The organism is Micrococcus sp. Alg238-R198 (assembly GCF_900537135.1).
GTDB classification, from domain to species: domain Bacteria; phylum Actinomycetota; class Actinomycetes; order Actinomycetales; family Micrococcaceae; genus Micrococcus; species Micrococcus luteus.
Map to the genome: position 1 here is coordinate 164,023 of NZ_UNRH01000001.1, position 25,688 is coordinate 189,710.

Genomic DNA, 25,688 nt, shown 5'->3' on the forward strand with positions numbered 1-25,688 from the left:
CGGGCGGGGTCGCCGGGTGGGTGGCGGCGGGGATTGTGCGGGGCCGGACGCCTGTGCAGGAGTGGACGTCGGCGTCCCGCCCTCGGGGCCGATCAGGGGTGGGTCAGCTCGGCAGCTGGCCGTCCGGCGGGACCGTCAGGTCCTCGGTGGGCAGCTCCTCGATGTTCACGTCCTTGAAGGTCAGCACCTTCACGCGCTTGATGAACCGCTGCGTGCGGTACACGTCCCACACCCACGCGTCCTCGAGCAGGATCTCGAAGAACACGTCCCCGTCCGCCTGGCGGGGCGTCAGCCGCACGTCGTTGGCGAGGTAGAAGCGCCGCTCGGTCTCCACGACGTAGCGGAACAGGCCCACCACGTCCCGGTACTCGCGGTAGAGCAGCAGCTCGGCCTCGGCCTCGAAGTCCTCGACGTCGTCTGCGCTCATGACATGCCTCCTCAGTGTTCCCCGCGCACCCGCGACAGTCCGGGCACGCACGGCCTCCATCCTCCCCCGTCCGGGGGTCGCACGTCGAACGGGCGGCCGCGCCCGGCCCCGGGGGCTCAGTCGAACAGCGTGGGCGGCGCCTGCGCGGGCGCGTCCGGCAGCCCGAGGTTCCAGCTGCGCCGGTGCTGCTCGCTCGCCCCGCGCTCGGCCAGGGCGGCCCGGTGCACGGCCGAGCCGTACCCCTTGTTCCCGGCCCACCCATACCCCGGGTGCGCCGCGTCGAGGGCGATCATGACGTCGTCGCGGGCCACCTTCGCGGCGATCGACGCGGCCGCCACCGTCGCGCACCGGTCCTCGGCCCGCACCAGCATCGTGGGCACGGGCGGCAGCGGGCGCGGCGCTGGCACGGGGCCGGCGTCGGGATCGGAGCGGCTCAGCCAGTCGTCCCGGCCGTCGAGCACGAGGGCGACCGGCTCCTGCCCCACCGCGGCGTACAGCGCCGCCCACGCCCGTCGCCCGGCGAGGCCGAGGGCCGCCGAGATCCCCAGCGCGTCGATCTCCGCGGGGCCGGCCTCGCCCAGCGCCACCCCGGCCGCCCAGTCCTCGATCTGCGGGACCAGGGCGCGCCGGCGTCGGTCCGTGAGCGCCTTGGAGTCGCGCACCGGAGGGATCTGCCCGGCGGCGGGCAGCCACGCGGCGCACACCCCGACGACGACGGGCCCGGCCAGCGCGCCCCGGCCCACCTCGTCCATGCCCGCCACCAGCACCCGGTCCGCTCCCCGCGCGGCGAGGGCCGGCGCGGCCAGCCCCGCCTCGACGTCCAGGCCGGCGCGCACCGTCGGCCGGCCACCGCCCCGGCGGGCGGTCACGTGCGAGCCTCCGGCGCGGGCGCGTCCGGCACGGTGGCGAACGCGTCGGGGTCGGTGCCGGCGCCGCCGATCCGGTCCAGCGGCCAGACCACGAACCGGGCGCGGCCCACCACGTCGTCGAGGGCCACGAACCCGCCCCCGGGCCCGGCGCGGTGCGCGCGGGAGTCCGCCGACGCCGAGCGATGGTCACCGAGCACCCACAGTCGCCCCGCAGGCACGGTCACCTCGAACGCCTCCTGCGCGGGCGTCTCCCCCGGCGCGAGGTACGGCTCCTCCACGGGCACCCCGTTCACGCGCAGCGTCTCCTCGCCGGGCGTCCAGGAGACGATGTCCCCCGGCAGCCCGACGGCCCGCTTGATCACGTGGCCGCCCCCGGGCAGCCAGCCCTTCGTGTCTTCGAACACCACCACGTCACCGCGGCGCACCGGGAACGGATCCGGGGTGAGCAGCGTGGCGACCACGCGGTCGCCGGCCCGCAGCCCGGGCTCCATGGACGAGGACGGGATGGCGTACATGCGCGCCAGGAAGGCCCACGCCAGCACGCAGGCGAGTACGGTCACGGCGGCCGCGATCAGCGCGGTGCGGCGCCCCGTCACGGCGTGTCCCCGGAGGGGGCGTCCACGGTCCCGCGGCGGGACAGGGGCCACACGATCTCCGCGGCCCGGCCCTCGACCCGCTCGAGCGGGATCAGCCCGCCGCCGGGGGCGCCCAGCAGTGCGCGGGAGTCCCGGGAGGCGGCGCGGTGGTCGCCCAGGACGACCATGCGCCCGTCGGGCACCTCGAAGGACCAGGTCCCCGCCGCGGCCGGCTCGTCTGCGGTCACGGGCCTGCCGAGATAGGGCTCGTCCAGCGGCTCGCCCTCGCGCAGCAGCCGCCCGTCCGGGGCGCAGCACTCGAGACGGTCCCCCGGCAGGGCCAGCACGCGCTTGACGAACACGTCCTCGGCCGCGCCGACGCCCCACCACCGGGCGACGTCCTCCAGACCGCGCTCCAGCGATCCGGCCGAACGGTACGGCGCCAGGCTGCCGGCACCGTCGAACACCACCACGTCCCCGCGTTGCAGTCCCTGCCCGCCGGCCGCGGCGGCGTCCACCCGCACGCGGTCACCGGGCTGCAGGGTCGGCTCCATCGACCCGGAGGGGATGAGGTAGACGGGCCCGGTGAGGGCGCGCAGCACCGCGGCCACCACGACGGCGGCCACCACGGTCAGGCCGAGCCACGCCCACCAGCGGCTCGCGCCGGAGGCGGGGGCCGCCGTCGTGCCCGGGGAGGAACCGGCCCCGGACGCGACGGAGCCCCGTGACCGGCGGGGGTCACGGGGCTCCGAGGTGCGCATGGGTCGATCACCGGCCGGCGGGGCCGACCGGGATGATCACTTGGCGTCGACGCGCTTCTCGCGGATGCGGGCGGCCTTGCCGTGGCGGTCGCGCATGTAGTACAGCTTCGCGCGGCGCACGTCGCCCTTGGTGACGACCTCGATCTTGTCGATGACCGGGGAGTGCACCGGGAACACGCGCTCCACGCCGACACCGAAGGACACCTTGCGGACGCGGAAGGTCTCGCGCACGCCGTAGCCCTGACGGCCCATGACGTAGCCCTGGAACACCTGGACGCGGGCAGTCTTGCCCTCGATGATGTTCACGTGCACCTTGACGGTGTCGCCGGGGGCGAACTCCGGGATGTCGTCGCGCAGCGTCTTCTTGTCGAACGAGTCGAGAATGTGCATGTCGTCTCTCCTGGCGGATGCCACAGGTCAACCGCGTAGTATGCGGGCGCACGGCCCGTCCACGTCCGCATGACGAGGGGGCCGGGTCCCGAGCCGAGGGCCGGGCTCCGCACGTGGGGTGCGGTCCCGGGGTCCGATCCGTTGACGCGCGCCCCCTGTGGCAGGTCGGGCGTCCGGCGGACACGAGGATCCATTATGCCACAGCCGATGACGCCGCGACGCCCCTCCGGCCCGTCGGGCGCGGCGGGTCAGTCCTCGGAGTCGTACGCCGCCCACAGGTCCGGTCGCCGCTCGCGCGTGCGCTCCTCCTGCTGGGCCCGACGCCAGGCCGCGACCTTGCCGTGGTCGCCCGAGAGCAGCACGGGCGGCACCGCACGGCCCCGCCAGTCCGCGGGCTTGGTGTAGACCGGGTACTCCAGCAGGCCGTCCTCGTGGGACTCCTCGACGAGCGAGGCCGGGTTGCCCACGACGCCCGGCACGAGGCGGCCGACGGCCTCGATCATCGCCAGCGCCGCGACCTCGCCGCCGTTGAGCACGTAGTCGCCCAGCGAGACCAGCCGCACCTCGAAGAGCTCCTCGGCCCAGCCGAAGACGCGCTCGTCGATCCCCTCGTAGCGGCCGCACGCGATCGCCACGTGCTCCCGGCCCGCCAGTTCCCGGGCGAACCGCTGGGTGAAGCGCTCCCCCGAGGGCGTCGGCACGAGCAGCACGGGGCGGTCCCCCGGCTCCGCCGACGACGACTCGGCGGGGGCCGGTGACACGGGCCCCTGGGCCGCCACGTGCTCGAGCGCGAGCGCCCACGGCTCCGGTTTCATCACCATGCCGGCGCCGCCGCCGTAGGGCGTGTCGTCCACGGTGCGGTGCCGGTCGACGGTGAAGTCGCGCAGGTCGTGGACGTGCACGTCCACGAGGCCCTCGCGGCGGGCACGGCCCAGCAGCGAGACGTCGAGCACCGCGAGGTACTCGGGGAAGATCGTGACGACGTCGAAGCGCACCGCTCAGTCCTCCGCATCCGCATCGGCGGGCCCGTCTACGGCGCCCTCGTCCTCGCCGGTGGCGAGCTCGAGCAGCCCCGGCGGCGGGGTCAGCACGAGCACCCCGGCCTCGGGGTCGATCTCCGGGACGATCTCCTCGACGAAGGGCACCAGGGCCTCCTCCTCGACGCCGTCCAACGCGACGTGCAGCAGATCCTGGACCGCCCCGGTGGTCAGGGCCGTGACGACGCCGACGCGCTCGCCGTCGACCCGCACCTCGAGGTCCACGAGGTCCTCCTCGTACCACTCGTCGGACTCCTCGGGCGCGGCGGGAACGGCGAACAGCTGGGCGCCGCGCAGGGTCTCGGCGACGTTGCGGTCCGGCGACTCCGCGAAGCCGACCACGAGGATCTGCTTGTTCCACCGGGCCCGGGTGACGGTGAGCTCCGCCGGCAGGCCCGGGGCGCCGTCGCGCACCACGAGTCGCTCCCCGGGGGCGAAGCGGGCGTCCGGGTCGTCGGTGAAGACCTGCACGGTCACCTCGCCGCGGATGCCGTGCGGCTTGCCGATGCGGGCGACGCGGACGAGGTCGTCCTGGGCTGCGGGACTCATGGGCTCTCCTGGGTGGGACGGTCGGTGGCGGGAGGGGGCGGGGCCGCAGACGACGACGGCCCGCCGGCCCGGTGAGGGGCGGGCGGGCCGTGCGTCACGGGCCGTCAGGAGCGGCGGTCGGTCTCCACCACGTCCACGCGGACGGGGTGGCCGGCCAGGCCGTCCAGCACGGTGCGCAGCGCGGTGGCGGTGCGACCCTGGCGGCCGATCACGCGACCCAGGTCCTCGGGGGCCACGCGGACCTCCAGCATGTCGCCGCGCCGCTGGGAGCGGGCGTCCACGCGGACCGCCTCGGGCGTGTCCACGATGCCGCGCACCAGGTGCTCGAGGGCCTCGGTCAGCATGGTCACTCGGACTTCTCGGCGTCCTCGGCCGGAGCCTCAGCGGCCTCCTCGGACTCGGCCGGGGCCTCCTCCTGCTTCGGCTCCTCCGGCAGGATGACCGAGCCCTTCTCGGGGGCCACGAAGGCCTCCTTCTCGGACTTGGACTTCAGGGTGCCCTCGGCGCCCGACTCGCCCTTGAACTTCTGCCAGTCACCGGTGACCTTCAGCAGCGCGGCGACCTGCTCGGTCGGCTGGGCGCCGACGGAGAGCCAGTACTGGGCGCGCTCCGAGTCGATCTCGATGAACGAGGGCTCCTCGGTGGGGTGGTACTTGCCGATCTCCTCGATGGCACGGCCATCGCGGCGGGTGCGCGAGTCCATGACGACGACGCGGTAGAACGGGGCGCGGATCTTGCCGAACCGCTTCAGACGAATCTTGACAGCCACGAGTGTGGTTCTCCTTCAGTGGATCTGGGGGGCCGGGGCACGACGCCGCGTGGGGGCAGCGGGCGTCGACGACCTGGCACACGGAACGGAGCGCAGCGGAGGATAGAGGGTCGTCCGGGCTCACGCTCAGTACCGTGCCATTCTGCCAGATCGGGCGGGCCGGTGCACACCCGGCGCGCCGCGACCGAGCAGCGGGCGGCTCAGCGGTCCTTGAGGTACTTCTCGAAGCCCGCCGGCAGGTTGAGGGTGGACGGGTCGAAGCCCTCCATGCCCGCGCCGTCGCGGCCGAACACCGCCCCGGCCTGCGCCTGGGCGGCGCGGGCGCGCCGCTCCTCGATCGCCTTGCGCTCGGCCGCGGCCTTGGCCGGGTTGCCGGACTTCACGCGATCGCGCTTCGCGTTCTTGCCCTTGCCCTTCGTCTTGCGGGAGGCGCCGCCCGGCATCCCGGGCATGCCCGGGATGCCACCGCCGGCGGCCATGCGCTTCATCATCTTCTGCGCCTCGGCGAAGCGCTCGAGCAGGCCGTTGACCTCGGACACGCTCACGCCCGAGCCGCGGGCGATGCGGGCACGGCGCGAGCCGTTGATGATCTTGGGGGCCACGCGCTCGTGCGGGGTCATCGAGTGGATGATCGCCTCGACGCGGCCGATCGACGACTCGTCGAACTGCTCGAGCTGCTGCCGCATGCCCTGGGCGCCCGGCATCATCATGAGCATCTTCTTCAGCGAGCCCATCTTCTTGAGCTGCTGCATCTGGGCGAGGAAGTCGTCGAGGGTGAAGTCCTCCTGGTCCGCGAACTTGCGGGCCATCTTCTCGGCCTCGCTGCGGTCCCAGTTCTGCTCGGCCTGCTCGATCAGGGAGAGCACGTCGCCCATGTCGAGGATGCGCGAGGCCATGCGGTCCGGGTGGAAGACCTCGAAGTCCTTCAGGCCCTCACCCGTGGAGGCGAACATGATCGGCTTGCCGGTCACGTGGCGGACGGACAGCGCGGCGCCGCCGCGCGCGTCGCCGTCGAGCTTGGTGAGCACGACGCCGGTGAAGCCGACGCCCTCGTTGAACGCCTGGGCCGTGGCGACGGCGTCCTGGCCGATCATCGCGTCGATGACGAAGAGCACCTCGTCCGGGTCCACGGCGGCGCGGATGTCCGCGGCCTGCTGCATGAGCTCGGCGTCCACGCCGAGGCGGCCGGCGGTGTCGATGATGACCACGTCGTGGTACTTGGTGTTGGCCTCGGCGACGCCGTCGCGGGCCACCTGCACCGGGTCGCCCGTGGCGGCCTCGAACTCGGAGGAGACGCCGGGGTGCGGCGCGTAGACCGGGACCCCGGCGCGCTCGCCGCCGACCTGCAGCTGCTTCACGGCGTTCGGACGCTGGAGGTCGCAGGCCACGAGCAGCGGGGTGTGGCCCTGGGACTTGAGCAGGTGGGCGAGCTTGCCGGCGAGGGTCGTCTTGCCGGCGCCCTGCAGGCCCACGAGCATGATGACGGTGGTGCCCGTCTTGGCGTGCTGGATGCGCCGGGTCTCGCCGCCGAGGATGCCCACGAGCTCCTCGTTGACGATCTTCACGACCTGCTGGCCCGGGTTCAGGGCCTGGGCCACCTCGGCTCCGAGGGCGCGCTCCTTGATCTGCGCGATGAACTGGCGGACCACGGGCACGGCGACGTCGGCGTCCAGGAGGGCGCGGCGGATCTCGCGTGCGGTGGCGTCGATGTCCGCCTCGCTCAGCCGCCCCTTGCCCTTGAGGCTGCGGAAGGTGGCTGTGAGGCGGTCGGACAGGGAGTTGAACACGGCGGGTGTGATCCTTCGAAGCGGGGTCGACTGATCCGGACGCGGTCGGTCGCGGGCGCCGCGGCATCCACCGCGGCGCCCGCCAAGCCTAGCAACCGACCGGCCTCACCCGTCCGCGGCGGCTCACCGCGCCTCCGCGGGGACGGGCACCCCGCCGAAGCCGACGTCGTAGGCCGACTCGTCGTGCAGGGTCAGATCGACGCCCCGCTCCTCGTCCTCCTTGCTCACTCGCAGGCCCATGGTCCCGCGCAGGACCAGGGCGATGACCGTGGTCACCACGGCGGTGAAGACCACGGCGACGAGCACGGCCACCGTCTGGGCCACCAGGAGACCGGCGTCTCCGCCGTAGAACAGGCCCGCCCGGCCCTCGTCCGGCAGGGCGAAGAAGCCGATCAGCACGGTGCCCAGGATGCCAGCGGTGAGGTGCACGCCGACGACGTCGAGCGAATCGTCGAAGCCGAGGCGGTACTTGAGGTTGACCGCGAGCGCGCTGGCCGCACCGGAGACCAGGCCGATCACCACGGCCCCCAGGGGGCTCACATAGGCGCACGCGGGCGTGATGGCGACCAGTCCCGAGACGATCCCGGACGCGGTGCCGATCGAGGTCGGCCGGCCGCGGCGCAGCCACTCCACGAACACCCAGCCGAGCATGCCGGCGGCGCCGGCGGCGAGGGTGTCCACCCAGATCAGTCCGAGCTCGTCGACACCGCCCGCCGCGCCCCCGTTGAACCCGAACCAGCCGAACCAGAGCAGGGCCGCACCGAGCATGGTGAACGGGACGTTGTGCGGCCGGTGGCCGGGGTCCACGCCGAAGCCGTGGCGCTTGCCCAGCAGCAGCGCGAGCACGAGGGCGGCCACGCCGGCGCTGATGTGCACCACGAGGCCACCGGCGAAGTCGAGGGCCTCCCCCAGGCGGGCGCCGATGGCGCCGTCCTCGGAGAGGAGCCCGCCGCCCCACACCATGTAGGCCAGCGGGGCGTAGACGACGGTGGTCCAGACGGGCACGAAGACGCACCACGTGACGAACTTGAACCGGTCGGCCACCGCGCCGGAGATGAGGGCGACCGCGATGATCGCGAAGGTGGCGCCGTAGGCCGCGGCGACGAGCCCGCCCTCGGCCATCGTGCCGGTCAGCCCGAGGTCACCGGCGGGGTTCCCCACCACCCCGGCCCACCCGTCGCCACCGGTCATCCCGTGGACCCACAGGACCCAGACGACTCCGACGAGGCCCATCGAGACGAAGGACATCATGATCATGTTGAGCGAGGACTTCGCGCGGGTCATGCCGCCGTAGAAGATGGCCAGTCCGGGTGTCATGAGCAGGACCATCGCCGCGCTCGTCACCATCCACACTGTCCCTGCGTCCAGGACGTTCGACTCCTCCATGGGGGTCTCCTTCGGTCCGGGCCGCGAGCCGGGGGCGAACGCCCGTCCCGCGGCGTCGCTGCCCGGCCCCGATCGGGGCCGATGGAGGGACGATACCGGAGAAGTGGGCCACGCCACACGTCGATGACGTCTCCGTGACAGAACAGGGCCCCTCCCGACGTCGTCGGGAGGGGCCCTGGACCGGGTGCGGGACGTCAGTCGGTCAGCAGCGCGTCCACGAAGCCCTCGGCGGTGAACGGCGCGAGGTCATCGGGGCCCTCGCCGAGGCCGATCAGCTTGACGGGCACGCCGAGCTGGCGCTGGATGGCGATCACGATGCCGCCCTTGGCGGTGCCGTCCAGCTTGGTCAGCACGATGCCGGTGACGTCCACGACCTCGGCGAACACCTTCGCCTGGGTCAGGCCGTTCTGGCCCGTGGTGGCGTCGAGCACGAGCAGGACCTCGTCCACCTCGGCCTGCTTCTCGATGACGCGCTTGATCTTGCCGAGCTCGTCCATGAGGTTGGCCTTGTTCTGCAGGCGGCCCGCGGTGTCCACGAGCACGACGTCGACGCCCTCGGCGATGCCGCGCTCCACGGCCTCGAAGGCGACGGACGCCGGGTCGGCGCCCTCCTTCTCGGAGCGGACGGTCTCGACGCCCACGCGGGCGCCCCACGTGGCGAGCTGCTCGGCGGCGGCGGCGCGGAAGGTATCCGCGGCGCCGAGCACGACGGTGCGGTCCTCCGCCACGAGCACACGGGCGAGCTTGCCCACGGTGGTGGTCTTGCCGACGCCGTTGACGCCCACGACCATGGTCACGGCGGGGCGGTCGCCCTTGCGGGTCGCGGCGAGACGGCGGTCCATCGAGGGGTCCACCATCGCCACGAGCTCCTCGCGCAGCAGGGTGCGCACCTGCTCCGGGTCCCGCGTGCCCTCGACCGTGACACGGGCCTTGAGGCGGTCGACGAGCTCCAGGGTGGGCTCGGTGCCGAGGTCCGCCATCAGCAGCGTCTCCTCGATCTCGTCCCACACGTCGTCGTCGATGCGGTCCTGGGACAGCAGCGCCAGCAGACCCTTGCCGAAGACGTTGTTGGACTTGAGCAGGCGGGCCCGCAGGCGGGCCAGGCGCGAGCCGGCGGCCTCGGGCCGCTCGTACACGGGCTTCGCCGGGGCGGTCTCCACCTCCTCGACGACGGCGGGCTCCGGCTCGGCGACGACGGGCGGCGCCTCGTCGACCTCGGGGCGTTCCAGGACGGCGGTGGAGCCCGACGGGGCCGCGTGTCGCGGACTCGGGCGCGGGTCGTCCGCGTCCCGCACTCCCTGGTACGAGCCCTTCGGCGGGGCGGGGCGCCGGTCCAGCAGGCCGACGAGCACGCCGCCCAGCAGCAGGGCGGCCACGACTGAGACTATGAGCACGATTTCCACGGGTCCAGTCTGTCACACGGGCCGTCGCCCGCCCCGGGCTGCACACCCGGCGCCGTGCGAAGATGGCGGTCATGCCGTTGTCGTCCGCCCGCTCCTCGCGGGTCCCCCTGCCCCGTGAGATCAAGGTCCTCGTCGCCGCCGCGTTCATCATCGCGATCGGCTTCGGGATCATCGCCCCGCTGCTGCCGCAGTACGCGAGCTCCTTCAACGCGTCCGCGACGGCCGTGGCCGCCGTCGTCTCCGCGTTCGGGCTGACGCGGCTCCTGTTCGCCCCGCTCTCCGGACGCCTGACGAACCGCCTCGGCGAGACGCCCGTGTACATGACCGGTGTGCTGATCGTGGCCGCGTCCATGTTCCTCATCGCCTTCGCGCAGACGTTCGAGCAGCTGCTGCTCTTCCGCGCCCTCGGCGGCGTCGGATCCACGCTGTTCACGGTGTCCGCCATGGCGTTCCTGGCGGCGAAGTCACCGCCGACGATGCGCGGACGCGTCTCCGGTGCGTACGCCTCCGCCTTCCTCATCGGCAACATCGTGGGGCCGATTGTGGGCTCCGCCCTGGCGGTCTTCGGCTTCCGTGCGCCGTTCCTGATCTACGGCACGTCGCTGGTGATCGCCGCGGGGATGGTGTTCGTCCTGCTGCGGGACACGCGGCGCGCGGACCGCGGCACCGGCGATCCCCGCCCGACGATGCCCCTGAAGGAGGCGTTCGGCCTGCCGTCCTACCGCGCGGCGCTCGCCTCGTTCTTCGCGAACGGCTGGGCGACGTTCGGTGTGCGCAACTCGGTGATGCCCCTGTTCGCGGCCACCGCCTTCGCCGGCACTGGGCTGCTGGGCTGGCAGGTGGACGGGGCCTTCATGGCCGGACTCGCCCTCTCCGTGTTCGCGCTGGGCAACGTGGTCGCCGTGACCTTCTCCTCGCGACTCTCCGACGTGCACGGCCGCAAGCCGCTGATCCTCACCGGCCTGCTCACCATGGCCGCCACCACCGGGGTGATCGGCTGGATGAGCTCGCCCGCGCTCTTCCTGCTCGCGTGCCTGCTGGCCGGCGCCGGCACGGGCACCCTCAACGCCCCGCAGCAGGCGGCCATCGCCGACGTCGTGGGCCAGGGACGGCGCTCCGGCGCTGTGATGTCCGCCGCCCAGATGTCCGCCGACCTGGGCGCCATCTCCGGCCCGCTGCTGGCCGGCCTCGTGGTGGACACCGCCGGCTACGGGTGGGCGTTCGTGCTCACCGGCGGCGTCATCCTGCTCGGCGCCCTCGCGTGGTGGCGTGCTCCGGAGACCAATCTGCCGATCGTGCCCGGCGGGCCCCGCACCGGGTCCCTGCCGCTGGTCCGCCCGGAGGACGCCCGGGTGACCCCGCGCGAGGACGGGTGAGGCCGGGGCACGCCACGAGGCCGCCGTCCCCGCGGGGACGGCGGCCTCGTGCGTGGACGGGGGTGTCCCCGTCCGGGAGTGCGATGCTGCTCAGGCGCCGTCGAAGGCCGGCAGCCGCTCGCCCACGCCGAGCAGCTCGGCGATCGCCGAGACCGTGCGCTCGGCCGCGCGGCCGTCGCCGTAGGGGTTCACCGCCTGGGACATCGCAGTGTACGCGGCCTCGTCCGTCACCAGGCGGGTGACCTCGGTGACCACGACCTCCTCGTCCGTGCCGATCAGGCGCACGGTGCCGGCGGTCACGGCCTCGGGACGCTCGGTGTTCTCGCGCATCACGAGGACGGGCTTGCCCAGCGACGGAGCCTCCTCCTGGACGCCACCGGAATCCGTCAGCACGACGGTGGCCACGGACAGCAGGTGGGTGAACTCGCCGTAGGCCAGGGGCTCGGTCACGAGCACGTTCTCGCGGCCCTCGATCTCGGGAAGGATCGCTTCGCGAACCACCGGGTTGCGATGCGCCGGCAGCACGAAGGTGACCTCCGGGTGGTCCGCGGCCAGGCGGGCCAGGGCGCGCCCGACGCCGCGCATCGCGTCGCCCTGGTTCTCGCGCCGGTGGGTCGTCACCAGGACGACGCGACGGCCGGACGCCTCCAGCTCGGCCAGACGCTCGTCCTCGAACGGCACCTGGTGGCTGACGGCCTCCAGCAGCGCGTCGATCACGGTGTTGCCCGTGACGTAGATATCCTCCGCGGCCACGGCCTCACGCAGCAGGTTGTCCCGGCTCACGGTGGTCGGGGGCAGGTGCAGCGCCGAGATCTGGCTGGTGATCTTGCGGTTGGCCTCCTCCGGGAACGGGGAGAGGATGTCGAAGCTGCGCAGGCCCGCCTCGGCGTGGACCACGGGGATGCCGCGGTTGAAGGCGGCGACGGCGCCCGCCGTCGAGGTCGTGGTGTCGCCCTGGACCACGACGGCGTCCGGCCGCTCCTGCTCCAGGACGGCGTCGAGCCCGTCCAGGGTGCGGGCAAACACGCCGTTGAGGGTCTGCCGGGGCTGGATGATGTTGAGGTCGTGGTCCGGGACGATGCCGAACAGCTCGTTGACCTGGTCCAGCATCTCGCGGTGTTGCCCCGTGACGGTCACCACGCACTCGAACCGCTCGTCGGCCTGCAGCGCCTTGACGATGGGGGCCACCTTGATCGCCTCCGGGCGGGTTCCGTAGATGGGCATGATTTTCTTCACGGTGTTCCTCGCTGCATCGACGACGGCTCAAAGGGGAGGAGATCAAGTCCAAGCGGCGGGACCTCCAGACGGCTTCACCATAGTCGAAGCCAACAATCCGACCCCCTCAGCAGCTGCGTTCCCGCGCCGCCGTCTCCTACACTAAGGAGGCGGTCGACGCGCCTCCCGCGCGCGGCATCGCCGTCGTGGGGCACCGTCAAGAGAAGTCCCGCATCGACGGCCGGTCCCCCACTCGGGTGGCCCACGCTCAGAAAGGCAGGCGCGAACCGATGACCACACGGCGACCAAGACGACCCTCCGAACCCGTCGCCAGCGCGTTCCGCGCCGCGGCCGTCCAGGCTTATGGTGACGCTTCGCACCTCTCACCTGTCACAGGTCGCCCTGCCCCTCGCCGCTATCTGGTGGAGCTCTGGCAACGCCGACACTTCATCTGGTGGCAGTCCCGAGGACGGCTCGTCACAGGAAACGACGACAGTCGTCTCGGGTCGGTATGGCTCATCCTTCGCCCAATGCTCGACGCGATCTTCTACTGGCTGATCTTCGGTTTGCTTTTGCGTTTCGACCACGGAATGGACAATTTCGTCGCCTTCGTCATCGTGGGTGTGTTCATGTTCCAGATGACCAGCGCCGCATTGACATCTGGCACGCGGACCATCGCGTCGAACCTGTCCTTGACCCGCGCCTTCCGGTTCCCACGCATGGCGCTGCCCTTGGCCGATCTCGTGTACGACGTGCTCCAGCGACTACCGGCGATCGCAGTGATGTTCATCCTCGTCATAGCGATCCCCCCGCATGAGACACCTGAGTGGTCCTGGCTGGTCTTCCCGGGTGTCCTGGGGCTGCACGTGATCCTAAACTTCGGCATCATGCTCCTGCTGGCGCGGCTCAGCACCCTCCTTCCGGATGTGAGCCGCATGGTGCCGTTCGTGTCCCGTCTCCTGATGTACGGCTCCGGAGTCATCTTCCCGATAACGCGTTTCACGGACAACCACCCCGCCCTCCATGCGATCATCCAACTCAACCCGTTGTATGTACTGATCACGATGTACCGTCAGGTCATCATCGAGGGGGTGACGCCGCCGGCGTCGAGCTGGGCGATGCTCGCCGCGTATGCAGTGTGCCTGACGATTGTCGGCGGCATTGTCTTCTGGCTCGGAGAGGAGTCGTACGGCCGTGACCAGTACCGCTAACCAGGACCATGCGCAGCCGCCGGAAGCGTTCGAGGGGGGGCACCTAGCTTCGACTGGCGGCCTCAACCTGCTCGCTACGGACATCATCCTCGATTACCCCGTGAGGATCGCTCGGGACGAGAAATCTCGCGGGCTCTTTTCTCGGGGCGGTGAACTGGACGTCGTCCATGCTGTGAGGGGGGTGTCCTTGGCCGCACGGAAGGGCGAATTCATCGGACTCGTCGGACGCAATGGGTCCGGCAAGAGTGCCCTGCTCCGCGTCCTGGCAGGCGTTGAGGCGCCAACATCTGGGGAGGTCTTTGCCGCTTCTGCGCCCCAATTGATGGGTGTGGGGGCAGCGCTCATGCCCAACCTCACCGGTCTAGACAACATTCGTATCGGTCTACTCGCGATGGGCTTGACCCCAGCCGAGGTCCACGACCGAATCCCACAAGTCGCTGAGTTGGCCGACATCGGAAAATCCATTCGCATGCCCATGCGTACATACTCCTCCGGCATGCGGGCCCGCCTGCGCTTCGCGATCTCAGTAGCGTCGCAACCCGACATCATCATGATTGACGAAGCACTTGCGACCGGCGACGACGCTTTCCGGGAGCGGTCCAATCAAGCAATGCGAGACCTGATCGCCCGGTCTGGCACAGGCTTCCTCGTCAACCATTCCGCCGGAGTGATCCGAGAGATGTGCACCCGCGTCGTCTGGATGGATGAGGGCGCAATCATCGAAGACGGAGACACCCTCGATGTCATGCAGCATTACAGCTATTTCATGAGCGCCCTACGCAAGCACGGGGAAGAGAAAGCGCTCGAAGCCCGGGCACGGTACGAGACGACCGAGGCAGAACGCATCGTTGCTCTCAAGGGCACCACGGGTCATTAAAAGAAGGGGACCGTCTCACACGAGAGACGGTCCCCTTCTTTCTCCGGCGCTACGTCACCGCCGACCCTCTACCACGGCCAGGATCTGGGCACCGATCTCCTCGGGCGAGAAACGCTCCCGCATGAATGCTTGGGCCCGCTCAGACTCCTCGAGGAAGAGGGCCGGGTCTGAAGAGTACCTGCGGATCCGGTCGGCCGCGTCGCGGACGCCCTCGACGACCCATCGATCGTCGTAAACGGCCTCAGCCCCCGCCCACGGAAAGATCACCGGCACACAGCCCGCTGCACCACCTTCCGCGATCGCCTGATGCGTTCCTTCGTGGTCGCTCGTGGACAAGATGATGCCTGGCTTGGCGCGGTACCACTCCGCGATGTCATAGGAGTGTCCGCCGAACCGGACGGCTTCGCGGAGCACCGCAGACGATTCAATCCGCAAATACTGCGCCTCAAAATAACTCCGCTCAGCAGTTCGCTTCATGAGCCACGCGTACTCGTGGTACTCCTTACCCATGACGTCGAGACGGTAAGTCGGGTCGTGCGACGCCAGCAGTTCGGTCACGTCGAGCGCGAGGTCCAGACGCTTCGAATGTGGCACGGAGCCAACAAGACCGAGGGCATGCGGATCCGGTGCGTTCCGAGGCGCCGCAAATCGCTCGAAGTCGAAGGTGTTGCCGATGACCACGGACCGATCCACCGGCACTCCGAAGAGCAACTGCGCCCGCCGCATGCCGACGGGTGACACGAACACGAAGGTGTCCACGGCGGACAGGTCGGCGTCCTTGAGGTAGCGAGTGCGAAGTTCCTGGGCGTGGAGGCGCACCACAAGCCGCTGGTCGTCCTGCTTGTGGTGGCTGTACCACTTCACGTTCCCGAGCGCCCACTCACAGAAGATGACATCCGCTTCGGCGAGGAGTCGGAGGCTGCGTTCCTCGTCGTGGATATCGTGCCCGTCCCACTGGTCGACGATGACACGGTGACCCGCGGCTTCGAGCTGCGCCATGATCTGCGGCAGGAACTTCAGGTCATGGCCAGCGACGAGGACGTTGAGAGGCACCGTCTGAGTCTCCCCTACGGGTGGCCCCGCCTCTCCAGACGCAACGGGCGGAAGGGGGTCTGCCTCCTCGTGGACGACCGCGGTGTCGATCGGGACAGCCGTCGAGTCCGTGTAGGTCACCTTGCCGACGTGTTCGACGACGTGCTGCCAGGCAAAGACCTCGTCATCGGCTAGGGCAGGTCGCTCCCCGAGAACAGAGCCGGCGTAGACGTCGGCGTCCACCAGTACAGTGCCCTCATCGATGTCCGCCGTCAGGGCAGCGATTCGCACGTGTGCGTCGCCCGGCGACCATTCGACGGTGCGAGTGCCCACGGCCTTCCAATGCCCGAAATGCAGAGCGAGCGAGAAGTCCTCCACGAGGTGCTCGTCCAGAGCAGGGGCGCCCTCACGGTGGATGACGACGTTCCGGATGCCGGCCTCTTGCAGCTTTGCCGCCCTCTCCGGAGGAGCGGCGAGGACGACGGGACTGGCGGCATCAACGCCCTCGGTTGTGTCGGTCACCAGGTACAAGGCAGGACGCATGGTCTGGGCCTCGAACAACGGTACGTCTGCGGCGGCGCACTCGACTGCGATCGGCGCGGCCTGCGGACTGCGGACTCGGAACCCAGCGACGCGCATCATGTACACCAAACGGTGAGCACACGTGTGCGTCTCGTAGACGTGGCGGAACGCCTCCCAAAGGCCGGCGTGCCGACGCTGCTCAGACGACTTCCAGCCCTCCAGATAGGCCGCAGCCTCATCGGGGGTGGTCACGGTCGGGACGGTGCCCGCCAACGTCTCGTCTACGCCACGGCCCGCAGAGCTGAGTACCGTCGACCCAGACGCGGTGATCTCCACGACCCGGCGAGAGAACATGCTCGGCGAGTCCACCACCGAATTGCCGTTCAGGTGGATCGGGTGGGCCTTATAGGCCTGGCACATCTCGGGATAGCTCAGGCTTCCTCGGGCGTACCGGCGGAAACGGTCCGGCAGGCGGTACGGCGAGTTGGGATCGTTGTGCACCCGCTCGTAGATCGCCAAGCCGTGTGGGGCAGACTCATAGAACAGGAAATCCAGCCCCTGTTTACGGGTCGCATACTTGTCCCCGTAGTAGGTCCCGCCATACGCGATAGCTTCGTCTTGTGCCCGGGTGCTGGGTAGCGGGTTGTGCAACAGAGGCTGCGCCGCGAACGGGGCCGAGGCGACGGTCGTGATCTGGTTGTCCGGAAGCGCGTTGTAATCAACAATGGTGCGCGCGTCCGTCGTGAACACGTAGTCGCACAGGGCTGCGGTGCGCTTGAACCGATTGAAATGGACCGGATCCTCCTTGTTCCAGAACATCACGGGGATTTCGTGAAGCCTGCAATGCGCGATCAGCTCGACCACCGGCGCGTGAGTCTCGTCATCGTAATACCCAATGATCCCGGTCCAGGCGCTGTCGTTGCCTCGCCAAGCGGACTCAATGAACAGCGCATCCACGCGGTGGTCTTCGAAGGTCTCGCGCCAGTCCTCAGGCCGCACACGCAAGGCGGTCAACTCGGGGACGAAGGTGTCCGTCGTGAATTCGTCGCCGATGAAGGCGACTGTGTAATCGGTGAGCGGGCGTTCTGCGTCGTCCAGTGAGGCCCGGAACTCCTCGGCCAAGGCCATTAGTGAAGCGGCGATGCGCTCGCCCGTGACTGGCCAGCGCCGATTCTCCTTGACCCAGCGTCGAGCACGAACCCCCATGGCGCGAGCAGCATCTGGGGCGGCGAGAGTTTCGCGCAGACGCTCGACGAGGCTCGCCAGGTCGTCCTTCTGGAAACTGACCGCAGTGTCTCCATCAGGCCCGCAGAACACCTTGTGCGGCGAGACATCGGAGAGGACCACCGCCCCGCCGACCGCCATCGCCTCCAGCGGCTTCAATGGCGAAACGAGCTCGGTCACCGGCAAGGACTTCCGGGCCAGGGGGAACACATCGATGCTCGAGAGGTACGCTGGCATGTCTGCGTTCGGAACGTTCATGACGAACCGCGTCTCAGGATCAAGACCGCGTGTGGCGATCCTCGCCTTCAACGTATCGAGATATGCGCCCCCGCCGATGATGAGGAAGTTGAACCGGACTCCCTCTGCCTTGAGTGTCGCGAGCGCGTCGGTGACGAGATCGAGGCCTTCGTAATCGGTGACGCTGCCCGCGAAACCCACGACTGGAGCCTCCGTATCGGTGAATCCCAGGCCGCGCAAGAGCGCGTGATCCTTGCCAAGAGGGGCGAACACCTCTGGGTCAACGCAGTTGGGCGCGACGGTGACCTTGTCCGCATCGATGCCGCGGGCAGCAAGGTCTTCACGCATCTCATCCGTGATGACGACCACTCGGTCGGCTTCGCGGGCGACGAGGTCTTCATAGCGGCGGTCAAGCCGATACTGGTCCGACTGCTCCCAGCCCGGCCGGACGGATGCCGCAGACACTTCCCAGAATCCGCGCATCTCATACACGAACGGCACCCCGAGCCGACGGGCTGCGATCAGGGCGGGCAGAGCGGACAGATAGTTCGAGGCGGCCAGGATGAACTCGGGCTTCTCGATCATGGCTTCGCGGACGTACGCATCGGCAGCCACCTGGAAGAAGACGTCGAGATCGCCCTCCCATGCAGGGAGACCAGGGTTGTGCACGTGGCGTACGCCGTCGATCTCCGACACATCACGACGCTGCTTGACAGGCACTCGCCGCCCGGGGACGACCGACTTCTTGTCCCAAGGCTTGCCTGGCAGGGGCGCTACGACCACGTCCAGCCCTTGGGCCACGAGCCCTGCGGCGACGCCCTTGGTCCGGGACGTGTAGCCATTGGTCACAGACACGGGTGACATGCCCACGGCGTAGAGCACCCGGCCTCGCACGGGGAGGTAATTGCAGGTGCGGTGACGTGCGGGAAGCGGGTAGTCCGCTTCAAGAAGGCGGTTGAGAGAGTCGACGCGACGAACGAAGTTCTCTTCAGAGTCGGTCAGGCCCGACTTTCCACGAAGCTGATCCAGCACCTCCCGCGCGCCACTGAGGTCCCCGCGTTCCTGGATGAGTTTGCGCGCCAGCGGCAGGCCCGCGGCGACGGTCCTCCGGCGGGCGAAAGCGGCCTGGAGCGAGTCGAGCGACTCTTGCGTCGATATTCGACGCCCCGTGGCGGGCCGCGTACCCCCGCGGCCCGCCACAGCGGAAGACCCCATGCGTGCAGCACGGGCGGTGCGGTTGATCTTTGCGTTGAGACGGCGGTGATACATGATCATTACGAACACCGCAGCGCACAACATCCAGAACAGCGCGACGATGAGGATCGCGTGGTCCACCAGGAAGGCGAGTACCGAACCCACGACAGCGAGCAGAATAAAAAGCCCCATGACGAGTTGCTGGCGTCGTGAGAAGCGAAGAAAGAGTTGGATCATGGGTGCGATTCCTCGGGTGCTGTAATCGGCGGGGCAGGTCTGGCGTCTCTGCGACGAGCAGTCAGGTGACGAGCCGGGGCGGGAAGTCGATGACGGACGTGACAATGTCATCGCGCGTATAACGTGCTACCCATCCGAGTTCCTTCTCAATGAGCGAGACGTTGGCTGTCAAGGCCCCCGGGTCACCCGGGCGGCGGGGCTGGATGTCGTAATCAAGATCCACGCCGGGGCGGCGGCGGAAGGCATCTACGACTTCGAGAACGCTGCTTCCGCTTCCGGTGCCCACGTTGTAGATCCGGGTCGCTGGGTCGGTGCTGCCCTGGACCGCCGGCAGGGCCGCCAGGTGCGCCTCGGCCAGGTCGACGACGTGGACGTAATCGCGTACACATGTGCCGTCGACGGTGGGGTAATCGTCGCCGAAGACCGAGAGACGCTGGCCGCGAGTGATGACATCACGGATCGCCGGCATGAGGTTCGTCGTCGTGGTATCGGCCAGAATGGCGTCTTCCGCGCCGGCGACATTGAAGTAGCGCAATGCCACCGCCCGGAGACCCCAGGCGCGGGAAGCGTTCGCGAGAGCTAGCTCACTCACGAGCTTGGACTGGCCGTACGGATTGATCGGCACCGTCGGGGTGTCCTCGAACACGATCGACGAGTCCGGCTCACCATAGACCGCTGCCGACGAGGAGAAGATCATCGACGCGGCTCCCGCAGCTCTCATGGCAGCCAGCACGTTTACAGTTGCACCGACGTTCGACCGAAAATAATCCTCCGGCTGCACGACGGAGTCCGCGACGACCTTCTTCGCGGCGAAGTGAACGACGACGTCAATCGACTCTTCTTTAAGGAGAGTGGTCAGCGCAGCTACGGCCGCGTCGCTCGCGAGGTCGATCGTGTACACGGGGACATCGGCCGGAACGCGCTGTCTGAGGCCTGTCGAGAAGTCGTCAACGACGACGATGTCGGCCCGGCCCTGTTGCCGTGCTACGGAGACGAAGTGAGACCCGATGTATCCGGCGCCGCCGGTCACGAGCAGGCGCATGTTGTCCTCCTTGGTCGTGGTACTGCCCGTCTGGGACATACGGGGCGGGGCAGCCGTCACCGACCGCCCCGCCACAGGTGCCGAGTTCGTGTCAGCGCCACTGGCCGCGCGTGTCGATGACCTTCTTGCCCTCGGTGGTGGCACCGAGGCTGGCGAACGCATCGTGGTCCACCAGTAGCAGGACGACGTCCGCCTCCCGAATGCCGTCCTCGGCCGGGACCAACTCCACGTTGTCACGGCCGGCCAGCGCAGCGGGCAGCTCCTCCACGTGCGGCTCCACGACGAGGATGCGCGAACCGGTGAACTGCTGCGCCACCTCGATCGCGATGTTCAGGGCAGGCGATTCACGCAGATCGTCGATGTTCGGCTTGAATGCCAGACCGAGGACGGCCACCACGGGGGCACGGCCGGTGGCCTGCTGCACGTCGAACGCGGCGGCCTTGGCCTGGTCCACGACCCACTTCGGCTTGCCGTCGTTGATCTCGCGGGCCGCACGGATGATGCGGGCCGTCTGCGGTGCGGCGTCGACGATGAACCACGGGTCCACAGCGATGCAGTGGCCGCCCACGCCGGGGCCCGGCTGGAGGATGTTGACACGGGGGTGGTGGTTGGCAAGCTCGATGAGCTCCCACACGTCGATCCCCAGGTCGGAGCAGATCAGGGACAGCTCGTTCGCGAAGGCGATGTTCACATCACGGAACGAATTCTCGACCAGCTTGGCCATCTCCGCGGTGACGCAGTCCGTCACGAGGATCTCCCCCTGACAGAACGCCTCATACAGCTGCTTGGCGCGCTGCGCGGCCTCCGGCGTGGACCCGCCCACGATGCGGTCGTTCGTGACGAGCTCGATCATGACCCGGCCGGGCAGCACCCGCTCCGGGCAGTGGGCGAAGTCCAGGGTGACGCCGTCCAGGTCCGGCCGTGCCTCGCGGATGACGGCGGCCATGTGCTCGGTGGCGCCGGGGGGCGAGGTGGACTCCAGGATCACGAGCTCGCCGCCGCGCAGCTGCGGGGCGAGACCGCGGGCCGCAGCCTCGATGTAGCCGAGGTCCGGCGAATGGCCGTCCTTGAAGGGCGTCGGGACCGCGACGATGTACGCGTCGGCCTGCGGCGTCTTCAGGGACGCGGACAGTCGACCGGCCTTGACGTTGCGCTCCACGAAGTCCGCCAGGTCCGGCTCCACGAAGGGCACGGTGCCTGCGTTGACCGCGTCCACGGTGCGCTGGCTGACGTCCACGCCGTGCACACGCACGCCGTTCTCGGCCAGGATGGCAGCTGTCGGCAGCCCGATGTAGCCCAGGCCGATCACGGCCACGTCCTTGATCTGCGTCGTCATCTAGAGGTCCTCGTTCGTCTAAGCGGTGGCAAGGGCAGAATCCGGCGCGGGCCGGACTCCCCGTGATGCTCTGTCGAGTATAAGGATTAGTTCAGGCAGACGGCGCCGTCACGCCCAGGCGCCGGTAGAGGGCGTCATAGCGCCGGGCGTTCGCCGCCCAGGTCCGATGCCCGAGCACCCACTCCCGCGCCCTGGCTCCGAGGCCGCGGGCCGCGGCGGGGTCGTCGAGTAGCGCCGCCAGGGCGGCGGCCCACGCCTCCGGTTCCTCGGCCGGCAGCACCCGTCCGGTCACGCCGTCCTCGACGATCTCGCTCAGCGCGGGCAGGTCCGAGACGAGGACGGGCCGGGACGTGGCCATGGCCTCCAGCGGCTTCATGGGCGTCACCGCCCGGGTCACGCCCGTGTCCTTGCGAGGCACGCAGAAGACGTCGAGGGCCTGGTGCCACACGGGAGCCAGGGAACGGTCCACCCGTCCCGGCGCGAGCAGCCGATCCTCGATCCCCAGGTCGGCCGCAAGCCGGCGCAGGGCCGGCAGGGCAACGCCGTCCCCCACCACGGCCAGCCGCAGGCGCGGCCTCTCGTCGACGAGCGCGGCGACGGCACGCACAAGGTCGTCGAGTCCCTCGTACGGCACCACGGAGGAGACGGTGCCGACGATCTCGTCGTCCATGGACAGCCCGAGACGGCGGCGAGCATCCTCGCGTGGGGCGGGCTCCTCCAGGAAGGCGCCCCCCACCCCGTTAGGGCTGAGCACGACGGCGTCCCGGTCCATGCCGGCCGCGGCGATGCGGCGGGCCATCTGCTCACCGAGCGTCACGACGCCGTCGGCAGAACGCACGGCGTCGTCCTCGCGGGCCGTGAACAGGGCGTAGCGGTCGGAGCGCAGCGCCTCGGGTCCGCGCGTCGAGGCCCAGGTGTCCGCCAGCTGCCCGCGCACCTCGTACACCCACGGGACGCCCACGGCCTCCGCGACCGCGCGGGTCACCACGGCGTTGACCCAGTGGGTGGTGGTGTGCAGGACCGCCGGGCGGCGCTCGAGGACCAGATCGAGGAGCATCCGCGCGTGCTGAGCCAGCCGTCCGTCGAATCCCCGGGCCAGGCTCGAGGGCAGGAGGCGGTGGTACACGATGCCGTCCACCATGTCGCGTCGGGCGGCGGTGAGCACGCCGGTCTGGACCGGCCAACCGAGCCGGGTGACGGCCTCTACGTGCCAGCCCTCGTCCCGCAGCGCGCACGCGAGGCTGTGGCTGCGTTGCGCGTATCCGGAACCGGTGTGGGGCAGGGAGTTGGTCAGGACGAACAGTGCCGAGCCCGGGCGGGGCCGATATCCAACGGCCCGGTCCCGGTCTGCCCGCGGCAACGGCAGGGCGCCCCCGCGCAGAGCACGCACCTCGGAGGCGAACCGGGCTCGCACGACACCGTCCCGGCCGGTGCCGCCGAGCAGGGAGATGGCCGCCTCGACGTCACCGCGGTGCCAGGCCACGCGGGCCCTTGCGGCGGCCAAGCCCGGCGTGTCGACGGGCACGGCGTCGAGGACGGCTTGGGCCCGGTCAGGCTCCTGCGCGGCCGTGAGCACGTCCGCCAGTCGCACCCGATCTGGCGCGCCGGCGGACGGCAGGACCGCCTCGACGTGCTCGAGGAGGTCCACGTGCCGGCCGGCGGCCGCGAGACCCATGGCGCCTAAGACCACGCCGGGGCGTGCGGGCAGGGACTCTGCCAGGCGCCCCAGGCCCACGCGTGCCGCGAGCGGCAGGCGACGGCTGATCTGCAGGCCCAGGACCGCCGGGTCGTCCCGCAGGTGGTCGACCACCGTCCGCAGGACGAGTGGCGCGTGGCCGAGTGCGCGGACGGAATCGAGGAGGATGGAGGTCATGCGTGTCTCCTGTAGTCGGGGACGAGCTGCCCCAGCAGCCGGACGTAACGCCGGGCGACGCTCGGCAGGTCCGCGTGCCGTCGGACCCACGGGCGGCCGCCCTCCCCCACATCAGTGCGAGCCGGATCGTCGGCGAGCGCGGTCAGATGCGCGACGAGGTCAGCTACCCGTGGGCCGATGACGTCGGCTCCCCCGGCGTCCTCGAGGGTGCGGGCCGCCTCGCCGGTGACCATCCCGGTGACGTGCCGGCCGACGGCGAGCACCTCGTAGGTCTTCGACGGCACCGTGTGGCGGAAGCTGGGCCAGTCAGGCCGCAGCGCCACGACGAGTGTGTCCGCCCAGGCGTACTGGGCCGCCGCATCCTCGCCGTAGCAGGCAGGAAGGATCTCGGCCGGGGAGCCGAGCTCCGCGTTACGCGCCTCGAGCTCGCCGCGCCGAGTGCCGGCGCCGACGAGCCGGACCCGCACCCCTGGCCGGCTCTGGCGGAGTTCGGCCGCCGCCTCCATGAGCCGTTCGAGCCCCTGGCTCTCACCCATGTTGCCGAGGTAGAGGACGTGCAGGTCCCCGGGCTCGCGCCTCCGAGCAGGTGCCCACGCCAGGCCTGCGAGTTCGACGCCGTTGCACAAGGTCTCGGCACGCTCGACCCCGCGCCCGCGCAGCGTCTCCGCGAAGCCGTCCGTGACGGTCACCACGAGTCGGGCCGCGCGCTGGCCGCCGGTCACGACGCGTTCCATTGCGGCGCCCAGCAGGCCCTGGTGGACCCCGGCCTCGTGGGCGAGATCCGGCCAGGCGTCGCGCATCTCCAGCACGAGGGGACGGCGCCAGAGACGGGAGAGCACGACGCCGGGCACCACCACGGGCAGGGCGGGCACGGTGGCCACCACCACGTCCGGGCGTCGGGTGGCCATCCCGCGCGGGATGGCGAGCAGCGCGTGCACCACCGCCTCGGCGAAACGACCGTTGCGGCCGGCCTCCCCCAGGGGCAGGCGAGGCGTGGGCAGGACACGTTCGCCGTCGGGCCCGGCGAAGGGGCGCACCCCCCCGGGCGCGACGACGTCGACGTCCCAGCCCGCCGACCGCAGCGCCGCCACGACCGCGCCCCAGCGACGCGCGGGCGGGGTGCGCTCGGGCCGGTAGGAGTGGGAGACCAGCAGGAGGCGGGGGCGGCGCGGCTCAGTCGTCACAGGGGTCCTCCCCGAGGGCGGGTGCGGGCGTGGTGCCGGTCAGCAGGGTCAGCACGGGGGCGGGACCGCCGGCGGCCTGGGCCTTCTTCTCCTTCGTGGGCTCGTGCTCGTCGACGTAGCGCTGGACGTCGTCGTCGGCGAGGGCGGAGCGCAGGTCCGCCAGCTTGTCCTCGTCGAGCTCGACGATGGCGTCGCCGTTCGGGCCCTCCGCGAAGCCCTTGCGCGGCACCGTGAACATCTCGACGTCCTCGCCGCGGACGTCGCGCAGCTGCCACGCGAGCGAGGCGATCACGCCGGACGTGAGCCCCTCGTCCACACCGAGGTGGTCGGAGAACGTGGCGACGACCTCGGTGGTGCGGGCGGGATTGCCCAGGATCTCCGGGCTGAGGAAGCGGTCCATCGCCCCGGCCAGGTAGCGCTGCTGGTTCTTCACGCGGGTGACGTCGCCGTCGTCGAAGGCGTGCCGTTCGCGCACGTAGCGCAGGGCGGCGGTGTCCTGCAGCAGGATGTGTCCGCGCGGGTAGTACGAGGGGTTGGCCTGACCGGAGGAGAAGGCCTGCGGGTTGCAGACCTCGACGCCGCCCAGCGCATTCGTCACGCCCCGGAAGCCCTGGAAGTCGACCTCGAGGACGTGGTGGATCGGCACTCCCAGCAGCAGCTCCACCGTGTCCACGGCGAGCGCGTAGCCGCCCGTGTCGAAGGCCGAGTTGATCTTCGCCTCACCGTGGCCGGGCACGGTGACCCACGAATCCCGCAGCACGGACATGACGTAGACCTGGCGTCGGTCCGCGGGGATGTGCACGAGCATCATGGTGTCCGAGCGCTGGCCCATGTCCTGCTCGCCCTCGCCCTCGCGGGAGTCGGAGCCCAGGACGAGCACGTTCAGCGGGCCGTTGCCGGCCGCCTGCTCGAGCGCCCCCACGTCCACCGTCTGCCGGTGGTCGTCGAAGGTGCGCCCGAGCGAGCCCGCGTACCAGGCGCCCAGACCGAGCAGCGCCGCGAGCAGGACGGCGAGCACGCCGACGACCCACGGCCAGCGCCGGCGGCGCCGCGCGACCGACGAGGCGTCGTCGCGCGGGGACTCGGGACGCGGCAGGGGCTCGGGCGTCCAGGACGCGGCCGGGGGATGGCTCACTCGTGTCTCCTGCTCGAGGTCGGGGGTCAGCCCAGTCTAC

At 70.4% G+C, this 25,688-nt stretch carries 22 protein-coding genes; 3 read left to right on the forward strand and 19 right to left on the reverse strand.

Features of this window, described 5'->3' with window-relative positions; genetic code table 11:
* Positions 1-103 precede the first annotated feature (103 nt).
* The 12 genes from G6R13_RS00740 to ftsY form a co-directional block, all read right to left on the reverse strand.
* Positions 104-427: a DUF2469 domain-containing protein gene (locus G6R13_RS00740; RefSeq protein ID WP_002853817.1), complete on the reverse strand. Its 324-nt coding sequence runs from the start codon at positions 425-427 to the stop codon at positions 104-106.
* Between the two features lie 116 nt (positions 428-543).
* Positions 544-1,296 (reverse strand): ribonuclease HII, encoded by a 753-nt coding sequence (locus G6R13_RS00745; RefSeq protein ID WP_145950777.1) that lies wholly within the window; start codon positions 1,294-1,296, stop codon positions 544-546.
* On the reverse strand, positions 1,293-1,892 hold the full coding sequence (lepB, locus tag G6R13_RS00750) for a signal peptidase I (protein WP_036312832.1): 600 nt from the start codon (positions 1,890-1,892) through the stop codon (positions 1,293-1,295). The genes G6R13_RS00745 and lepB (G6R13_RS00750) overlap by 4 nt, the downstream gene beginning before the upstream one ends.
* A complete protein-coding gene (gene lepB, locus G6R13_RS00755; RefSeq protein ID WP_163720863.1) occupies positions 1,889-2,632 on the reverse strand; it encodes a signal peptidase I in 744 nt (247 codons plus the stop codon). Before lepB (G6R13_RS00755) ends, lepB (G6R13_RS00750) begins: the two co-directional genes overlap by 4 nt.
* A gap of 36 nt (positions 2,633-2,668) precedes the next feature.
* Positions 2,669-3,022: a 50S ribosomal protein L19 gene (gene rplS / locus G6R13_RS00760; RefSeq protein ID WP_036340124.1), complete on the reverse strand. Its 354-nt coding sequence runs from the start codon at positions 3,020-3,022 to the stop codon at positions 2,669-2,671.
* A 248-nt stretch (positions 3,023-3,270) separates the two neighbouring features.
* Positions 3,271-4,017 carry a tRNA (guanosine(37)-N1)-methyltransferase TrmD gene (gene trmD, locus G6R13_RS00765; RefSeq protein WP_036312840.1) on the reverse strand — a complete coding sequence of 249 codons (747 nt, stop codon included), beginning with the start codon at positions 4,015-4,017 and terminating at the stop codon, positions 3,271-3,273.
* A gap of 3 nt (positions 4,018-4,020) precedes the next feature.
* A complete protein-coding gene (gene rimM / locus G6R13_RS00770) occupies positions 4,021-4,608 on the reverse strand; it encodes a ribosome maturation factor RimM (protein WP_163720864.1) in 588 nt (195 codons plus the stop codon).
* A gap of 104 nt (positions 4,609-4,712) precedes the next feature.
* Positions 4,713-4,952: an RNA-binding protein gene (locus G6R13_RS00775; protein ID WP_029248213.1), complete on the reverse strand. Its 240-nt coding sequence runs from the start codon at positions 4,950-4,952 to the stop codon at positions 4,713-4,715.
* A gap of 2 nt (positions 4,953-4,954) precedes the next feature.
* Positions 4,955-5,377: a 30S ribosomal protein S16 gene (gene rpsP / locus G6R13_RS00780; RefSeq protein ID WP_049146048.1), complete on the reverse strand. Its 423-nt coding sequence runs from the start codon at positions 5,375-5,377 to the stop codon at positions 4,955-4,957.
* Between the two features lie 200 nt (positions 5,378-5,577).
* Positions 5,578-7,164: a signal recognition particle protein gene (gene ffh, locus G6R13_RS00785; RefSeq protein WP_020628323.1), complete on the reverse strand. Its 1,587-nt coding sequence runs from the start codon at positions 7,162-7,164 to the stop codon at positions 5,578-5,580.
* 123 nt (positions 7,165-7,287) lie between these two features.
* The gene (locus tag G6R13_RS00790; protein WP_163720867.1) at positions 7,288-8,550 is read right to left on the reverse strand and encodes an ammonium transporter; all 1,263 of its coding nucleotides are present in this window, start codon (positions 8,548-8,550) and stop codon (positions 7,288-7,290) included.
* A 194-nt stretch (positions 8,551-8,744) separates the two neighbouring features.
* Complete coding sequence (gene ftsY, locus G6R13_RS00795) at positions 8,745-9,953, reverse strand: signal recognition particle-docking protein FtsY (RefSeq protein WP_205521327.1); 1,209 nt, start codon at positions 9,951-9,953, stop codon at positions 8,745-8,747.
* Positions 9,954-10,024: 71 nt separating this feature from the next.
* Between ftsY and G6R13_RS00800 the strand changes: the two genes are divergently transcribed.
* Positions 10,025-11,329 (forward strand): MFS transporter, encoded by a 1,305-nt coding sequence (locus G6R13_RS00800; RefSeq protein ID WP_240335696.1) that lies wholly within the window; start codon positions 10,025-10,027, stop codon positions 11,327-11,329.
* Positions 11,330-11,419: 90 nt separating this feature from the next.
* On the opposite strand, the gene wecB is transcribed toward G6R13_RS00800, so the two are convergent.
* On the reverse strand, positions 11,420-12,565 hold the full coding sequence (wecB, locus tag G6R13_RS00805) for a UDP-N-acetylglucosamine 2-epimerase (non-hydrolyzing) (protein WP_163720871.1): 1,146 nt from the start codon (positions 12,563-12,565) through the stop codon (positions 11,420-11,422).
* A 269-nt stretch (positions 12,566-12,834) separates the two neighbouring features.
* Here wecB and G6R13_RS00810 point away from each other — a divergent pair, with 269 nt between their 5' ends.
* Positions 12,835-13,755: an ABC transporter permease gene (locus tag G6R13_RS00810; RefSeq protein WP_044659147.1), complete on the forward strand. Its 921-nt coding sequence runs from the start codon at positions 12,835-12,837 to the stop codon at positions 13,753-13,755.
* The gene (locus G6R13_RS00815) at positions 13,739-14,632 is read left to right on the forward strand and encodes an ABC transporter ATP-binding protein (protein WP_061867850.1); all 894 of its coding nucleotides are present in this window, start codon (positions 13,739-13,741) and stop codon (positions 14,630-14,632) included. Before G6R13_RS00810 ends, G6R13_RS00815 begins: the two co-directional genes overlap by 17 nt.
* Positions 14,633-14,686: 54 nt before the next feature.
* Here the strand turns inward: G6R13_RS00815 and G6R13_RS00820 are convergent, their stop codons facing one another.
* The 6 genes from G6R13_RS00820 to G6R13_RS00845 all read right to left on the reverse strand — a co-directional run bounded on the left by G6R13_RS00820 (position 14,687) and on the right by G6R13_RS00845 (position 25,648).
* Positions 14,687-19,078 (reverse strand): glycosyltransferase, encoded by a 4,392-nt coding sequence (locus G6R13_RS00820; protein ID WP_061873168.1) that lies wholly within the window; start codon positions 19,076-19,078, stop codon positions 14,687-14,689.
* 61 nt (positions 19,079-19,139) lie between these two features.
* A complete protein-coding gene (galE, locus tag G6R13_RS00825) occupies positions 19,140-20,120 on the reverse strand; it encodes a UDP-glucose 4-epimerase GalE (RefSeq protein ID WP_041103153.1) in 981 nt (326 codons plus the stop codon).
* A 91-nt stretch (positions 20,121-20,211) separates the two neighbouring features.
* Positions 20,212-21,456, reverse strand: a complete 1,245-nt coding sequence (gene wecC, locus G6R13_RS00830) for a UDP-N-acetyl-D-mannosamine dehydrogenase (protein WP_061867852.1) — start codon at positions 21,454-21,456, stop codon at positions 20,212-20,214.
* A gap of 91 nt (positions 21,457-21,547) precedes the next feature.
* A complete protein-coding gene (locus G6R13_RS00835) occupies positions 21,548-23,329 on the reverse strand; it encodes a glycosyltransferase (protein ID WP_084776597.1) in 1,782 nt (593 codons plus the stop codon).
* Positions 23,326-24,513, reverse strand: a complete 1,188-nt coding sequence (locus tag G6R13_RS00840; protein ID WP_061867853.1) for a glycosyltransferase family 4 protein — start codon at positions 24,511-24,513, stop codon at positions 23,326-23,328. Before G6R13_RS00840 ends, G6R13_RS00835 begins: the two co-directional genes overlap by 4 nt.
* Positions 24,503-25,648, reverse strand: coding sequence for an LCP family protein (locus G6R13_RS00845; protein ID WP_061867854.1), 1,146 nt, complete (start codon positions 25,646-25,648; stop codon positions 24,503-24,505). Before G6R13_RS00845 ends, G6R13_RS00840 begins: the two co-directional genes overlap by 11 nt.
* Positions 25,649-25,688: the final 40 nt, after the last annotated feature.

Bases quoted from the DNA above. Each gene is read 5' to 3' on its own strand.
- galE (WP_041103153.1), bottom strand. From the start codon at position 20,120: ATGCGCCTGCTCGTGACCGGCGGCGCCGGATACATCGGGTCTCACTTC.
- G6R13_RS00835 (WP_084776597.1), bottom strand. From the start codon at position 23,329: ATGACCTCCATCCTCCTCGATTCCGTCCGCGCACTCGGCCACGCGCCA.
- wecC (WP_061867852.1), bottom strand. From the start codon at position 21,456: ATGACGACGCAGATCAAGGACGTGGCCGTGATCGGCCTGGGCTACATC.
- G6R13_RS00800 (WP_240335696.1), top strand. From the start codon at position 10,025: ATGCCGTTGTCGTCCGCCCGCTCCTCGCGGGTCCCCCTGCCCCGTGAG.
- rimM (WP_163720864.1), bottom strand. From the start codon at position 4,608: ATGAGTCCCGCAGCCCAGGACGACCTCGTCCGCGTCGCCCGCATCGGC.
- G6R13_RS00740 (WP_002853817.1), bottom strand. From the start codon at position 427: ATGAGCGCAGACGACGTCGAGGACTTCGAGGCCGAGGCCGAGCTGCTG.
- G6R13_RS00810 (WP_044659147.1), top strand. From the start codon at position 12,835: ATGACCACACGGCGACCAAGACGACCCTCCGAACCCGTCGCCAGCGCG.
- lepB (WP_163720863.1), bottom strand. From the start codon at position 2,632: ATGCGCACCTCGGAGCCCCGTGACCCCCGCCGGTCACGGGGCTCCGTC.
- rplS (WP_036340124.1), bottom strand. From the start codon at position 3,022: ATGCACATTCTCGACTCGTTCGACAAGAAGACGCTGCGCGACGACATC.
- G6R13_RS00820 (WP_061873168.1), bottom strand. From the start codon at position 19,078: ATGATCCAACTCTTTCTTCGCTTCTCACGACGCCAGCAACTCGTCATG.
- G6R13_RS00790 (WP_163720867.1), bottom strand. From the start codon at position 8,550: ATGGAGGAGTCGAACGTCCTGGACGCAGGGACAGTGTGGATGGTGACG.
- G6R13_RS00775 (WP_029248213.1), bottom strand. From the start codon at position 4,952: ATGCTGACCGAGGCCCTCGAGCACCTGGTGCGCGGCATCGTGGACACG.